The organism is Kitasatospora sp. NPDC002551 (genome assembly GCF_040296005.1).
GTDB lineage: Bacteria > Actinomycetota > Actinomycetes > Streptomycetales > Streptomycetaceae > Kitasatospora.
Genome location: NZ_JBEOWI010000018.1, coordinates 16410 through 30830 on the forward strand (window position 1 = coordinate 16410; position 14421 = coordinate 30830).

General features: G+C 75.3%; 12 protein-coding genes. 6 read left to right on the forward strand and 6 right to left on the reverse strand.

The genetic code is table 11. The features are described 5' to 3' along the window. The first annotated feature begins 94 nt into the window (after positions 1-94). Positions 95-388 (forward strand): helix-turn-helix transcriptional regulator, encoded by a 294-nt coding sequence (locus ABT093_RS17495; RefSeq protein ID WP_350565099.1) that lies wholly within the window; start codon positions 95-97, stop codon positions 386-388. A 61-nt stretch (positions 389-449) separates the two neighbouring features. Here ABT093_RS17495 and ABT093_RS17500 read toward each other — a convergent pair whose 3' ends face one another. The 3 genes from ABT093_RS17500 to ABT093_RS17510 all read right to left on the reverse strand — a co-directional run bounded on the left by ABT093_RS17500 (position 450) and on the right by ABT093_RS17510 (position 4156). After that, entirely contained in the window at positions 450-1844 is a 1395-nt protein-coding gene (locus ABT093_RS17500) for a delta-60 repeat domain-containing protein (protein WP_350565101.1), read from the reverse strand. Between the two features lie 580 nt (positions 1845-2424). Continuing rightward, positions 2425-3522: a baeRF3 domain-containing protein gene (locus tag ABT093_RS17505; RefSeq protein ID WP_350565103.1), complete on the reverse strand. Its 1098-nt coding sequence runs from the start codon at positions 3520-3522 to the stop codon at positions 2425-2427. Between the two features lie 121 nt (positions 3523-3643). Then, on the reverse strand, positions 3644-4156 hold the full coding sequence (locus tag ABT093_RS17510) for a DUF1877 family protein (RefSeq protein ID WP_350565104.1): 513 nt from the start codon (positions 4154-4156) through the stop codon (positions 3644-3646). A 209-nt stretch (positions 4157-4365) separates the two neighbouring features. Here ABT093_RS17510 and ABT093_RS17515 point away from each other — a divergent pair, with 209 nt between their 5' ends. Continuing rightward, a complete protein-coding gene (locus ABT093_RS17515; protein ID WP_350565106.1) occupies positions 4366-6336 on the forward strand; it encodes a glycoside hydrolase family 5 protein in 1971 nt (656 codons plus the stop codon). 69 nt (positions 6337-6405) lie between these two features. Here the strand turns inward: ABT093_RS17515 and ABT093_RS17520 are convergent, their stop codons facing one another. Beyond that, complete coding sequence (locus tag ABT093_RS17520; protein WP_350565108.1) at positions 6406-6885, reverse strand: flavin reductase family protein; 480 nt, start codon at positions 6883-6885, stop codon at positions 6406-6408. 224 nt (positions 6886-7109) lie between these two features. Here ABT093_RS17520 and ABT093_RS17525 point away from each other — a divergent pair, with 224 nt between their 5' ends. Continuing rightward, complete coding sequence (locus ABT093_RS17525) at positions 7110-7931, forward strand: alpha/beta fold hydrolase (protein ID WP_350565109.1); 822 nt, start codon at positions 7110-7112, stop codon at positions 7929-7931. Between the two features lie 333 nt (positions 7932-8264). Here the strand turns inward: ABT093_RS17525 and ABT093_RS17530 are convergent, their stop codons facing one another. Continuing rightward, positions 8265-11075 (reverse strand): hypothetical protein, encoded by a 2811-nt coding sequence (locus ABT093_RS17530; RefSeq protein WP_350565111.1) that lies wholly within the window; start codon positions 11073-11075, stop codon positions 8265-8267. Between the two features lie 239 nt (positions 11076-11314). On the opposite strand from ABT093_RS17530, the gene ABT093_RS17535 reads away from it, so the two are divergent. The 3 genes from ABT093_RS17535 to ABT093_RS17545 all read left to right on the forward strand — a co-directional run bounded on the left by ABT093_RS17535 (position 11315) and on the right by ABT093_RS17545 (position 12859). Next, on the forward strand, positions 11315-11728 hold the full coding sequence (locus ABT093_RS17535; protein WP_350565113.1) for a VOC family protein: 414 nt from the start codon (positions 11315-11317) through the stop codon (positions 11726-11728). Positions 11729-11795: 67 nt separating this feature from the next. Then, positions 11796-12482: a hypothetical protein gene (locus ABT093_RS17540; protein WP_350565115.1), complete on the forward strand. Its 687-nt coding sequence runs from the start codon at positions 11796-11798 to the stop codon at positions 12480-12482. Positions 12483-12490: 8 nt separating this feature from the next. Further along, a complete protein-coding gene (locus tag ABT093_RS17545) occupies positions 12491-12859 on the forward strand; it encodes a cupin domain-containing protein (protein ID WP_350565117.1) in 369 nt (122 codons plus the stop codon). Positions 12860-12895: 36 nt separating this feature from the next. Here ABT093_RS17545 and ABT093_RS17550 read toward each other — a convergent pair whose 3' ends face one another. Next, entirely contained in the window at positions 12896-14377 is a 1482-nt protein-coding gene (locus tag ABT093_RS17550) for an FAD-dependent monooxygenase (RefSeq protein ID WP_350565119.1), read from the reverse strand. Positions 14378-14421 lie beyond the last annotated feature (44 nt).

Here is a 14421-nt window from a genome sequence, read left to right on the forward strand (position 1 = left end):
GCCCACTGTTCGCCCGTCCGGCTCACATGTCAACCATTGCACGAATTCTTTGTCGTGCTTTCGATGTCGTGAATCAACGCCCTATCCTTGATCCATGGAGAACGGCAGTGCGGCCGCGCGGCAGTGGACCTTCCTCACCAACCACGCCCGCGTCCTCGTCCAGATCGCGCGCGACCCCGGCATCCGCGTGCGCGACATCGCCGCCCGCTGCCTGCTGACCGAGCGCGCCGTCCAGCGGATCATCGCCGACCTGGAGGGGGCCGGCTACCTCAGCCACGAGCGCCACGGCCGGACCAACCACTACAGCGTCATCGACGGCAAGCAGCTGCGCCACCCCGCCGACGCCGGCCCCACCCTCGCCGAACTGCTGTCCGTCCTGCTGCGCTAGCTTCGTCAGGGGCCCGGGCCCGGAACCGAGGCGGTTCCGGGCCCGGGCGTGCGCTGCCGGATCAGTTGGTCTGGTAGCGCGCGGCCGTGAAGTCGAGGCCGGGCAGGAGGTCGGGCTTGGTGACGGTGGCGGTGCCGCCGGTGACCAGGCGGTTGCTGGAGTCGAGCGCCACGCCGCGGGCCGAGGCGCCGCCGGTGCCGAACGAGGTGGTGACGACGCCCGCCGTGCCCCAACTGGTGTCGAGGAGGCCGTTGGAGGTGTAGCGGAGCACGGTCTGCACGCCGGTGCTCGGGTCGAGCGGGAAGGGGGAGATCTCGTTGCTCTCCCCGGCGGCGTAGATCTTGCCGGCGGGGCCGATGGTGACGGACCGGGCCTCGTCGCCGAGGAGGCTGACCTTGGTCGTGGTCTTCCCGAGCGTGCCGAACGCGAGGTTGAGGCTGCCGTCGGCATTCAGTTCGGTCAGGCCGAAGGCGCCGGCCCCGATGACGTTGAACGGGTCCGGCGACTGCGCCAGGCCGGCGAGGACGATCTTGCCGTTGTTGCCGCCGTTGGTCAGCGCGACGCCGAACGCGAGGTCGGACAGCAGGCCGAAGGAGACGTTGGTGGAGCCGCCGGTGCCGAAGGTGGTGTCCAGGCTGCCGTCGGCGTTGAACCTGGCGGCGAGGAAGTTGTCGGCGCTGGTGGCCGTGTTGACGGAGAACCCGGCCGCGACGAGCTTGCCGTCGTTGCGCTGGGCCAGGCCGAAGAAGTGGCTGGTGGTGCCGAGTTGCAGGGTGGTGAGGCCCAGACCGCCACCGAAGGTGCTGTCCAGGGTGCCGTTGGAGTTCAGGCGCACCAGCAGGGCGTTGGGTCCGGCCGCGCCGGCGCCGACGATCTTGCCGTCCGGCTGGATGACCAGGCTGCGGATGCCGTCACCGAGGCCGCCGGAGACGTTGAGCAGGACCTTCCCGCCGGTGCCGAACGAGGTGTCCAGACTGCCGTCGGTGTTCAGTCGCGCGATCGCGACGTTGGCGGTCTGCTCGTTCGGGCCGGCGAGCCCCGCGACGACGATCTTTCCGTCGGCCTGGATCGCCACGGCCCGGGCGAAGTTGGTGTTGGGTACGGCGAGGAACGAGAAGGTGACGGTGCCGGGGACGGCGCTGGAGGGACCGAAGGTCGTGTCCAGGGTCCCGTCGGTGTTGTAGCGGGCCAGGGCGAACTGGGCGTTGCCTCCCGCGCCGGGCAGGTTGATGCCCGCCCGGCCGGCGGTGACGATCTTTCCGTCGGCGGGCTGGATCGCCAGGGCGTTGCCGACGTCGGGGAGCGAGGGTGTGCCTCCGAAGTCGGTGACCACCTTGCCGCCGGTGCCGAAGGTGGTGTCCAGCGCCCCCGGAGTGGCGCTGGCGGGGACGGCCGTGAGGAGGGCGATGGCGATGCCGGCCGCGGCGGCGAGCCGGCGCGCGCTGAGCGTGCGCATGACAATTCCTTCTCTCGCTGAGGGATGGGGCCGGACAGGGGTCCCAAGGGGATGGTGGTGTGCGCCCGCGGGCGTGCTGCGCGCGCGAATGCGCGAGCGGGCTTGAGGGATCGGGGAGTTGGGTCGCGCGGACTGCCTGACTGCGCAGCGGCGTCAGTGGAACCGGGCCGTGGGCCTGGGGAGTCACGCCGTTCGGGGGTGGCGGATCCGCCCGGGCGAAGTCGGGCGCCGGCTCGACGCCCGCCAGGGCTGCACGGGACCGCCCCCCATTGGCATATGCCGGAGGCTCAGGCCCATCTTGGACCCGTGCCGCGCGGCGGGGCAAGGCTTCCGGCCACCCGATCCGGCGCTGTCCGGAAAAGACAGGAATTGGCCCCCTACTGAGCGCTTGATGCCTTCAATTCACCGATGAGTGAATGACGTTGAACGAGTCGGGTGCTCGACGCGATGATTCGGGCGGGCGCCTGGGGGATCTCGCCCCTCCCCCCTCACCCGCCCGCCTCCCGCCCCGTCGTCCCGTCGTCCCGTCGCTCAGCGAAAGAACCCGGACTCCGTGAGTCCGGGTTCAGGGTCGCGGCGTTCAGTACCGCAGGACGGCGGCGATCCGGCCGGCGTCGGAGAGCGAGCCGTCGGGGACGAAGTCGACCCGGGCGCCGGTGCCCAGGGTGCGTTCGATGACCTCGTCGACGATGTCCTCGCGCGCCCCGGACTCCTCGGCCGCGGCCGGGACCAGGTGCTCGCCGTCGTCGCGGACGGTGGTGCGGAAGTTCTCCTCGACCACGAGCCGGGCGATCCGGCCGTCGCCGGCCGCCTGCCAGATCTCGTCCAGGCCGGCGGCGAAGGTCTGGCGGCCGCGGGCCGCGTCGAGCTGGGCGAGCGACTCGGTGGTCTCGCGATCCGCCTGGGCCCGGACGGCGGGTTCGACCACCTTGCGGACCGTCTCGGTGTCCGCCTGGGCGAGGCCGCCGTGCGGGATCTGCGCGGTGGCCTCCTTGGCGATCGGGCCGACGGCGTCCAGCAGGGCGAGCGCCGCGGCCTCACCGGTCACGTAGAGCGGGCGGCGGTCGGCGGCGAGCAGCTTGCCGACCTCGGCGTCGGCCTGCCGCAGGAAGGTCTTGGTCTCCTCGTCGCGGAAGGTGCTGGGCGTGTCGCCGATCCGCTCCTGCCGCTCGGGGTCGGGGTTGTCGAAGACCCGCACCAGCGGGAAGCCGTGCTCGCGGTCCTCGGTGACCCGCTCCTCGGTGCCGCCCCACAGCATCACCCGGTCGGCGGCGACCGCGAGCACCCAGTAGGGGCGCTCGGCGGCCTGCGCGGCGACCAGGTTGCGGGTGAGGAAGGTGTCCGAGAGCACCACCCGGGCGGGAGCGGTACGCCCGAGCGACCAGACCTGGTGCTCACCGGGGGCGGCGAGGATCGCCAGGCCGTCGTCGGCGTGCACCAGGTCGACCTCGGCGAGGGCACGGTCCAGCCGCTCCAGCACGTCGATCCGGTCCGCGCGGGAGACCTCGGGGTCGGCCTGGACCTTCTCCTTGGCCTCCGCCAGCAGGTTGCGCAGCCGGACCGGGTCCTGGGCGTTGTCCGGCTCCCGGCGGTGGGTGGGCATCAGGATCGACACCGCCGGATACGGCCTCGGTCGGCGCAGCTCGGCGAGGACGGCGGGGCTGAGGGCGCGCTGCATGGAGACCCTTTCCGAAGGCGGCTCGGCCTTCTGTGCGTGAACACGCTGAGTCCGGGACTGCTCCCGAATGTCCCCAATGTACCGATATATCGCTCTGTGTGCCGGGCCGGGGCACGGCCCGTCACTCGATCCAGACCAGCACCCCGTGCCGGCGGGTGGCGACCGCCCGGAGGAAGTCGGACAGGGCGTGGTACTCGGCCGTCACCAGGTGCAGCGAGTCCTCCGCCTCCCACAGGCTCTGCGGGTACACCCGCGCCTCGGCGAGGTCCGCCGGCGCGACCCCCTCGGTCAGCCGGCCGGGGTCGAGCGCCGCGAGCGCCGCGACGGCGAGCCGGACCCGGTCCGGGGCGATCCGGCACGGCGGCCCGTAGCCCCAGTCCTCCGCGCCCGGCAGCTCCTCCTCCCCGTGCACCAGGTCGACCGGGAACTCCCGGCGGCGCAGCAGGAAGTCGAGTGCCTGCCACGCCTTCCCGGTCCCGTGCAGCCGCGCCCAACCGCCGCGCGCCCGCCCGCCGTCAGCCTCCGCGGACTCGTCGTCCAGCCGCTCGACGAACGCCAGGGCCCACTCCGGCTCCAGTGCCGCGCGCTCCAACTCCGCGGCGCTGAGCCGCAGGTAACGACCGATCATGCTCATGCGCCCGAGCCTAGGCCGGGGCACCGACAGACTCGGCCGGCGCGACCCCGGCGAGACGGGCGGGAGGGACAGGGACGGGCGGGACGGGCGGGGCGCAGGTGACGGCCGATCACGGCGCACACCGAGGCGGCCGGGCGGGGATTCCTCTCCTACCGATGGGTAATGAGTGGTTGTCACACCCTCCCGCACCCTCACCCACCGGGATGACCATGAAGACGTTCGCACGCCGCGCACTGGCGGCGGGCACGGCCCTGCTCGCCTGCCTCGCGATGACCGCGGCGGCCGGCCCCGCCGCCTCCGCCGGCACCACCGGCACCACCGGCACAGCGGGCACCGCCACGGCCGACCCCGTGCCGCCGCCGACCCCGCTCACCGGGGCCCAGCTCTCCGCCTCGTGGACCGGACCGCTGAGCACCCGGGGCCGCTATGTCGTCGACGCCAACGGTGACCGCTTCAAGCTCAAGGCCGGCAACTGGGCGGGCGCCCAGGGCACCTGGCAGGGCAGCGGCGCGGCCACCGACCCGGCGAACAACCAGGCGGGCCAGGTGTCCCACAACCTGCCGCTCGGCCTGGACCGGGCACCGATCGCCGACATCCTGGGCGGCTTCCACCGCCTCGGCGTCAACAGCATCCGGCTGCCCTTCGCCAACGCCATGATCCACGACACCGCCCCCGTCCCGGACGCCGCCGTCGCCGCCAACCCGCAGCTGAGGGGACGGACCCCGCTCCAGGTGTACGACGCCGTGGTGGCCGCGCTCACCGCCGACGGCTTCGCGGTGATCCTCAACAACCACACCACCAGCTACCGGTTCTGCTGCGGCCTGGACGGCAACGAGCGGTGGAACAGCGGCCAGTCGACCCAGGCGTGGGTGGACGACTGGGTGTTCCTGGTGAACCGGTACAGCAACGACAAGCGGGTGGTCGGCGCCGACCTGCGCAACGAGATCCGCCGCGACGTCTGGGACGACCCCAACTGGGGCCTGGGCGACGGCCACGACGCGTACGCCGCCTTCGAGGAGGCCGGCAACCGGATCCTCCGGGCCGACCCGGACATGCTCGTCATCATGGAGGGCATCAACTGGTACGGCATCCCCGCCGCCGGATTCAGCCACGGCCGCCCCCAGCTCACCCCGGTCCGCACCCTCTCGCACACCCTCCTCGACTCCGGCAAGCTGGTCTACTCGGCGCACTTCTACGGCTACACGGGCCCGGCCAACACCGGTGCGGCGAGCGGTCCGGGAGCCACCGGCGACCCCCGCTACCAGGACTTCACCCCCGAGCAGCTGGCCCGGGTCGTCGACGACGAGGCGCTGTTCGTCACCCGCTCCGGCCAGCACTTCACCGCGCCCGTGTGGATCAGCGAGTTCGGCGCCGGCGGCCGGGGCTCCACCGACGCCGCGGAGCACGCCTGGTTCGACGCCTTCACCCGGATCCTGGCGGCGAACGACACCGACTTCGCCATCTGGCCGCTGGTCGGCTGGCACAACGGCGGCGTACCGAACGACAGCTGGGCGCTGCTCCACTTCGACACCGCCGGCCGGGCGCTCAGTCTGGAGGACCCGGGCGACTGGCGCGCCGCCGCCTGGAACCGGCTGGTCTCCGCCCCGTCGTACACCGGGCAGGTCGCCCCCGCCCCGAGCTGGGACCTGCTGGACCTCGACCACGGCGACTTCGACGTCTCCCGGCGCATGCTCGCCCGCCCCGACTGGAGCCCCGGCAACCGCAAGGGCAACTGCCCGGACGGCCAGCGCCTGGTCGGCCTCGCCCGCGGCGACGGCCGGGGCCTGTGCACCGACGCCGCCGGCCGGCCCACCGGCGCGGGCGACTGGGTGACCGTCACCGACGAGCGCTACGTCACCCACGGTGACTGGGCCTCGGGCTACAACAAGCTCCAGTGCCCGGACGGGCAGCTCGCGGTCGGCTACGGCGTGCGGTCCGGCGCGATGGCCGCCCTGCTCTGCGCCCCCTCGGCCGCCGCGACGCAGGCCGCCACCCGCACCGCCTGGTTCGACCACGGCGACAACCGCCCGGCGAGCGGCGGGTCGGCCGGCAGCGACTGGGCGCCCGGGTCCTACAAGGGCCAGTGCGCCGACGACGAGTACCTGGCCGGCGTCGCCTCCACCTGGAAGTGGCTGCACCAGGGCGTCCCGGACGCCCTGCTCTGCCGTCCGCTCGGCTGAGGCGCGAGGCCCGGACACCTAGGCCGGACACGTGGGCCGGACACGTGGCCCGGGCGTGACGCCCCCGGCTCAGGCCGGGTGGCCGGCCTCGATGCCGGCGACGTCGCGGTAGGACAGCACCGGCGCCCCGTCCTCGGGCGGGGCGCCGACCGCCACCGGGGCCAGCAGCAGGCCGGTGTGGTCGCCCCAGTCGGCGCAGTCCAGCACCCGGCCGACGAACCAGGCGGGCGCCTGGGCGAGCAGCGGCACGCCGAACGGCCCGTGGTACCACTCGACGCCCGCGAACTTGTCGGTGTCGTCGCCGCTGCGACCGCCGAACAGCGCGGCCAGCCCGTGCCCGAACGGCAGGAGGTGCACGCCCAGCGCGTCGGCCGCGAGCGCGGCGTCATGGGTGTGGTTCGCCTTGGAGATCCACACCACGAACCGCACGGGGTCGATCGAGCACTGCCCCGCGAACCCGACCAGGCACCCGGCCGGCGGCGGCCCGGGCGCGGTGACCACGTACACCGGGTAGTCGAGCAGGGCCGTGAAGGCGTCGAACTCACCCATGTCCCCAGCCTAGGAACGTCTCCGGGGGTTCGCACCCGCCGCGTGGAGGGCCCGAACGTGCTCCGGACCGCACGGCGTTTGACCGACGGTGCACAGGACCCGCCGCGGCCGTGCCCCCGGGCCCTGGGGCGGCCATGCTGGGAACCAGCCGGCCGGAGCGCCCACGAGAGCGCACCGGCCCGACCTCTCCCCGCTCCTCCCCGAGCACGACCCGAAAGGCCGCCATGCCCTTCATCACCCTGTCCGACGGTTCCCAGAAGTTCTACAAGGACTGGGGCAGCGGCCGGCCCGTCGTCCTGTCGCACGGCTGGCCGCTGAACGCCGACGCCTGGGAGTACCAGGCCGTGGCCCTCGCCTCGGCCGGCTTCCGGGTCATCGCCCACGACCGGCGCGGCCACGGCCGCTCCACCCAGACGTGGGACGGCAACCACATGGACCAGTACGCCGACGACCTCGCCGAGCTGCTCGACCAGCTCGACCTCACCGAGGCGGTGCTGGTCGGCCACTCCACCGGCGGCGGCGAGGTCGCCCGCTACCTGGGCCGGCACGGCACCGCGCGGGTGCGCAGGGCCGTGCTGCTGGGCGCCGTGCCGCCGCTCATGCTGCGCACCGACGCCAACCCCGAGGGCACCCCGCTCTCGGCCTTCGACGCCATCCGGGCCGGCGTGGCCGCCGACCGGTCGCAGTTCTACTACGACCTGAGCGAGGCCTTCTACGGCTTCAACCGCCCCGGCGCCGCCGTCTCCGAGGGCAAGCGCCGCGAGTTCTGGCTGCAGGGCATGCAGGCCGGTCTGAAGAACGCGCTGGACTGCATCGAGGCGTTCTCGGAGACCGACTTCACCGAGGACCTCAAGAAGATCGACGTCCCGGTGCTGGTCGCGCACGGTGACGACGACCAGATCGTCCCGATCGCCGCCTCCGCCGAGAAGGCCGTCAAGCTGCTCCCCCAGGGCGTCCTGAAGGTCTACCCGGGCGGGTCGCACGGCCTGGTCGGCGCCTACGAGGCCGAGTTCACCAAGGACCTCGTGGAGTTCGTGGCCGCCTGACGGCCGCACCCGGTCCGGGCCCCGGCCGGCCGGCGGTGGTGGGACCGCCGTCCGGCCGGGGCTCCGGTGCGTGCCGGTCGGATGCGGAAGGCCGCGCCGCAGCCGGCGTACCGCGGGAAGCCGCGGCTTAGGACGACCGCGGCGCCGGCAAGCGATCAGGACCACCCGGGGGCGCCGAAGATCGACGAGACCACCGGGACCGTCGACCGGTTCCGGGCGTCGAGCACATCCTGACCGCCACCGGCGAGCGCGCCCACGAGCTGCGCCGGCACGGCGGCCGGATCCTTGACCGACCGCGCGGCGCGCCCGGACGGGGAGCGTCCGGGCGCCGCCTCAGTTCCGCTCGCCCGCCCGCAGCTCGGTGGCGACCTGGCGGCGGCCGGACACCAGCGCCTCCAGCGCCACCGCGGCGCAGACCAGCAGGGCCAGGGCCGCGGCGGGGCGCAGCACCGGCAGCGCGAGCGGGCTCAGGGCGTCGTCCACCGTCGCGCCGACCAGCGGTGAGAGGTCGAACGCCGGTCCGAGCAGGGCGACGGCCGCCGCGGCGACCGCGGCGCCGGCGGCCACCGCGGCCAGGGCCTGCGGGACGGTCTCGGCGAGGATCAGCGCCAGGCCCTGGCGGGGCCGCAGGCCCATGGTGCGCAGCCGGGCGAGCAGCGCCGCGCGCTCGGGCGAGGCCCGCAGGACCGTCAGCAGGACGGCGAGCAGGGCGAATCCGGCGCCGGCGGCGGCCGCCGTCCGGAACAGCCGCACGGTGGAGGCCTGGAGGGGGTCGGCGGCCAGCCGGGCGTCCACCTCGCGGCTGGTGCGCACCCGGTAGCCGTCGGGGATGCCGTCCGGTTCCCGGCTGACCTCGCGGGCCTCCTCGCGCAGGAGTTCGGCCAGGCCCGTCGCGTCGGCCAGGCCGCTGTGCACGAAGAGCGAGCGCAGCCGCTCCCCGTCCACCTCGCCGACGGCCAGCCAGGCGTCGGCGCGGGCGAGATCCGGCAGCCGCGCCGAGGCGGGGCCGACCGGGAGCACGAGGAACTCGCGGATCGCCTCGGGCAGGGCGGGGGTGGCGGCGAGGGTTCCGGCGGCGGTGGCGAGCAGTTCGCCGCCGGGGGTGCGCAACCGCTGCGGGCCGGGCGGGAGCCGCTCGGCGAGGCCGGGGCTGACCAGCGCGGGCACCGGGGTGTCGGGGCCGCCGGGCGGCGCGGCCAGGGTGTCGGGGTCGAAGGGGCCGACGCCGACGGTGCGGGCGATCTCGGCGTAGGCGCGCGGTTCGACGATCACCGCGGTGGCCTGGACGGCGAGCCGGCCGACGCCGAGGACGTAGGTCTGGCGCTCGATCCGGACGGGACTGGCGGCGCGGACGCCGGGCAGGGCGGCGGCGGCCGTGAGGAACGGCTCGGGCAGCGGTGCTTCGGGCGGGACCAGGACGGCGGCGTCGCCGCCGATCGCCGTGCGGGCCGCGCGGAGCCGGGCGCCGTCGGTGGTGTCGAGCACGGTGGCCCCGAAGCCGGCGGTGGTGACGGCGAGCAGCAGGGCGAGGGTGGGCAGCACGGCCGGCCGGTGGCGGCCGGCGGTGTCCCGGGCGGTCCGGGCGAGGCCGAGGAAGCCGATCAGGCCGCGTCCGCGGCGGGCACCGGCGGCGAGCCGGCCGACCAGCCAGGGCTGGACGCGGGCCAGCAGCAGGCCTCCGGTGAGGGCGACCAGCAGCGGGGCGGTGACCAGGAGCGGGTCCGGTGCGTCGCCGGGCGGGGCCGCGCCCCGGCGGCGGACCTCGGCCACGGCGGCGGCCGTGACGGTCAGGGTGAGGAGTTCACCGACGAGGCGGCGCCGGGTCCGCGTGGTCCCCGGGGGCCGGGGCGGCAGCAGGGTGGCGCGCAGCGGGAAGGCCAGCAGGGCGAACAGCGCGGTGGCGCCGGCCGCGAGGGCGGACGCCGTCCAGCGCGGGGCGGGCAGCAGGAGGACGGCGAGCGCGGTGCCGGCGGCGGCGGCCGGCAGGACGGTGACCGCGTACTCGCCCAGCAGGCGCAGCAGGATGCCGGTGCGCGAGGCGCCGCGGGCCCGCAGCAGCCGCAGCTCGGCGGCGCGCCGGTCGGCGGCGAGGGCGGCGGCCAGGCAGAGCACCACGGCGGCGGTTCCCGCGACCCCGGCCGGGCCGATCGCCGCCAGCGGGGCGGTGGCCCGGTGGCGGGCGGTGGCGTCGGCGAGCACCTCGGGCAGCAGGGTGGAGACGCTCAGGTCGGGCCGGGCGGTCTCCTCGGCGGCCCGGACGGCGCCGGGCCCGGCCAGGTGGGAGCCGAGGCCGGAGCGGAGCTCGGCGAGCCGGTCGGCGCGCAGGGCGTGCGGGTCGAGCGGCAGGCGCCAGAAGTCCTCGCCTCCTCCGCCCCAGGCGAGCAGGGCGGCGAGGGCGTCCGGGCCGACGAAGCCGCCGGTCTCCCAGCGGACGCCGCCGCCGTCGAGGGTCTTCAGGCAGGCGCGATCGGGGCAGGGCAGTTCCTGCCAGTAGCGCTCGCGGGGGGCGTCGGCGCGGTAGAGGCCGACGATCCGGGCGCGGAGCGGGGCACCGGCGTCGGCGCCGTTGTCGGAGCCGCCGTCGAGGAGGTCGCCGACCTTCAGCCGGACGCTCTCGGCGGCCCGCGCGCTGACGACGATCGGCAGCGGCTCCCCCGGCAGGGCGGGGCCGGGCCAGCTGCCCTCGGTCAGGGTCGCGTGCCCGGCGAGGCCCTGGAGGTACGTCAGGTGCAGTTGCGGGGCGATCCCGCCGGGCCGGTCGTAGCCGTCGCCGAGGATCGGGCGGGCGGTCAGGGCGCGGGTGCCGTGGTGCTCGCCGTCGCGGGTGAGCGGGAGGTCGGAGCCGATCCGCGCCACGAGCCGTTCGCGCAGGGTGTCGAGGTCGGCGGCCCGGGTGCCGGGGCGCGGGCGGGCGGTGAGGTGCAGGCTGGTGGCCCCGACGCCGCGGTCGAGGACGAACCTGGCCACCGCGCTGTCCGCGCCCCGGTCGGCGGCCCTGGGCAGCGCGGCCGCGGTGAAGACGGTGGCCAGCGTGAGCACGGCGGTGAGCAGGGCGGCCGCCCGCGCCGAGCGCAGCCGTGTGCGCACCCAGGCCGCCGGCCGGTGGGCGTCGCCCCGGCGACCGGGCACGTCGCGGTCCCGCATCCTGCTCCTCCCCGGGCGTCCGGCGCACCGGTCACCGGCCCTTGGTCATCGAATAGCGGACGATGCTGTCAGACCCGCCCGGTGAACGGAAGGGCCTTCCGGGCAGGGTGCCGTGCGGTCCGGGCAGCTCGTGCCGGACTCCACGGGTTCCACGGGTTCGCGCCGGGGCGTCGGCCCGCCCTTCGGCGCGCCGTTTCCTACGCTACGGATCGGACATTCCCCCAGGAAAGGGACCATTCATGCCCTCCATCCTCAATCCGTACATCAACTACACCGGCGACGCCCGGCAGGCCCTGGAGTTCTACCGGGACGTCTTCGGTGGCGAGTTGAAGCTCAACACCTACGGCGAGTTCGGCGCCGGGGACGGCCCGGGCGCCGACCGGATCATGCACGGCATGCTGACGACCACCGCCGGCTTCACGCTGATGGCCGCCGACACACCGCCCGGCATGCCGTACACGGCCGGCACCAACATGTCGGTGTCCGTCAGCGGCGAGGACGAGGCCGAGCTGCGCGGCTACTGGGAGAAGCTGTCCGCCGACGGCACCACCCTGGTCCCGATGGAGCGCCAGATGTGGGGCGACGTCTTCGGCATGTGCACGGACCGCTTCGGCATCACCTGGCTGGTCAACATCAACCAGCCGCGCCCGTAGCGCCCCCGCCCCCGCCGGGGCGCCCCGGCGGGGGCGGCCGACAGTGCCGCGTGGCACAGTTCCGCTCATGAACATCACGACCACACCGCACAGTTGGGACGAGTCCGTGGCGCTCTTCGAGCGGCGCGGACTGCCCGAGGACTCCTACGAGAACCTCTACGAGGAGGAGTACGACGTCCACACCGGCGACCTGGCGGTCGAGGGCCACCTCGACCTGGACGCGGCGGAGCCGGACGGCACCGGCTACATCGTCGACGGGGACCTCACCGTCGGCGGGGCGGTCCTGAACACCGACGACGGCTGCCCCGCGCTGATCGTGCTGGGCGACCTGCGGGCCGCGGCCGTCTACCTGGAGGGCGACGCCAAGCTCCTGGTGCGCGGGGACGTCCGGGTCGGCGCCTTCGTCGGCCACACGACCGACAAGCTGGTGATGATCAACGGCGACCTGCACGCCGAAGTCACCGTACTCTCCTCGGAGTTCGAGCCGGACCTGATCGGCGGCACGCTGCACGGACCGGTGCTCGCGCCGCCCTACCTGGCGCCCGACCCGCAGGCGCCGCCGGTCGCCCCCGAGACCGTCCTGGTGCCCGAGGTCCTGCGCACCGGGGCCGGGGACGACCCCGACGCACTGCGCGGCTTCGACGCGCCGGGCGTGCACGGGGGCCGTCTGCTGCGGCGGATCGAGGCCGGCCTGCCCGTCACCCTGGACACCCCGGAGGCGGCCGGGCGGCAGACGCGCGCTCCGGTGGGATGATGTCCGGCATGACGGATGCGGAGGCCCTCGGCGAGGGCGTGGTCCTGGACGAGCTGCTGCGGGAGGCGGCCTCCGACGGGGCCGGGGCGCTGTGGCGGCTGACCGGGGCGGAGCGCCAGCTGGACGCGAACGTGGTGCGGCTGCGCCCGGAGGCGTCCGTCGCCGAGCACGTGGAGCCGGACCTGGACGTGCTGGTGCTGGGCATCGCCGGCCGGGGCACGCTGCGCTGCGGCGGCGTCGAGCACTCCCTGGAGCCGGGCGCGCTGCGCCTGCTGCCGCGCGGCGCGGCGCGCGCGGTGTCGGCGGGGCCGGAGGGCGCCGTCTACCTGACGGTCCACCGGCGGCGCCCGGGCATGGCCGTCCGCCCCCGCCCCTGAGCACCCGCCCCTGAGCACCCGCCCGCGCGCGGGCCGCTACCGGCCGAGCGCCGCGAGGTGGCCGAGCACCGTGTCACGCCCGTCCGCCGGGGCGACGAGCGCGATGTGGTTGTCGGGCCGGACCAGGACCAGGGCGTCGCCGGTGACGCCGTAGGCCCGGCGGGCCGTTCCGGCGGGGTCGTCGAGCGGCACCGGGTGGACGTGGGCGGGCAGGGCGTCGAGGGCCGGACGGGCGGTCGCCCCGAAGCCGAGCAGGGTGAAGTGGTCGCCGGCGAACCGCTCGAAGAGCCGGGCCGGTGCGCCGTCGGGCCCGGCGCAGGGGCTGTCGGGCGCCCGGTCCCCCGCCCGGACGGGGCCGGGGAGACCGTCGGCGGCCAGGCTGCTCCACCGGTAGCCCAGGGCGAGGCCGGTGAGGTCGCCCACCCGGCCCGCCTCGACGCCCACCCCGGGGGTGGCGATCCCGTCCATGACGGCCGCCATCCCGGCGCTGGTGACGTCGAGCGTCCAGGCGGCGACCGGCAGCCGCTCCTCCTGGTAGGTGTCCAGCAGGCCGGGGCCGGCGAGGCCGCGCAGCACGTACCCGAGCTTCCAGGCGAGGTTCCAGGCGTCCTGGATCCCGGTGTTCATGCCGAGCCCGCCCGCCGTCGGGTGGACGTGCGCGCAGTCGCCGGCCAGCAGGATCCGCCCCTCGCGGAAGCGCTCGGCCACCCGGACGTTGACCCGCCAGGTGGAGAGCCAGGTGGCGTTGGACAGCCTCAGGTCGGCGCGCCCGGTGTGCCGGGCGGCCAGCCGCCGGAAGCCCTCCAGCGACGGGGCGAGCGCCCGGCCGTCGGCGTCCGTCTCCGGGCTGGCCTGGAGCTGCCAGCGGCGGGTGCCGGGGAACGGGCAGAGCATGAACGCGCCCTGCGGGCCGAACCACTGGTGCCAGGCGGACGGGTCCAGGCCGTCGACCTCGACGTCGCCGCAGACCATCACCGGCTCCGGGTCGCCGTCGCCGACGAACGGGATGCCGAGCAGCTTGCGCACCGTGGAGCGCCCGCCGTCGCAGGCGACCAGGTACCCGGCGGCGATCCGCCCGCCGTCGGCGAGCCGGACCTCCACGCCGGAGCCGTCCTGCCGCAGGTCCACCAGTTCGGTGCCGCGCTCGACCCGCACCCCGTGCTCGGCGAGCCGCTCGCGCAGCAGCCGCTCCACCCGGGTCTGCGGCAGCCACAGGCTCGCCGGGTACGGGGCGGTGGCGGTGGGCACGGCGCCGGCGAACGGCTCGGTCTCGTCGACGAACGCGCCCTCGAAGTACTTGCGGAACGGCAGGTGGGTGCGGCCCGCGGCCATCAGCCGCTCGCCGAGGCCGAGGTCGGCCAGGACCTCCAGGCTGCGCGGGTTGAGCGTCTTGCCGCGCGAGCCGGTGGGGAACCGCTCCACCCGGTCGATCACCCGGACCGCCACGCCCTGCCGGGCCAGCCCGCACGCCAGGGTCAGTCCGGTCGGCCCCGCCCCCACGATCACCACGGTCGTCATGTGTCCGCCCCTTCCGGTCGTCGGTGTCTCCGTCGATGCCTCCA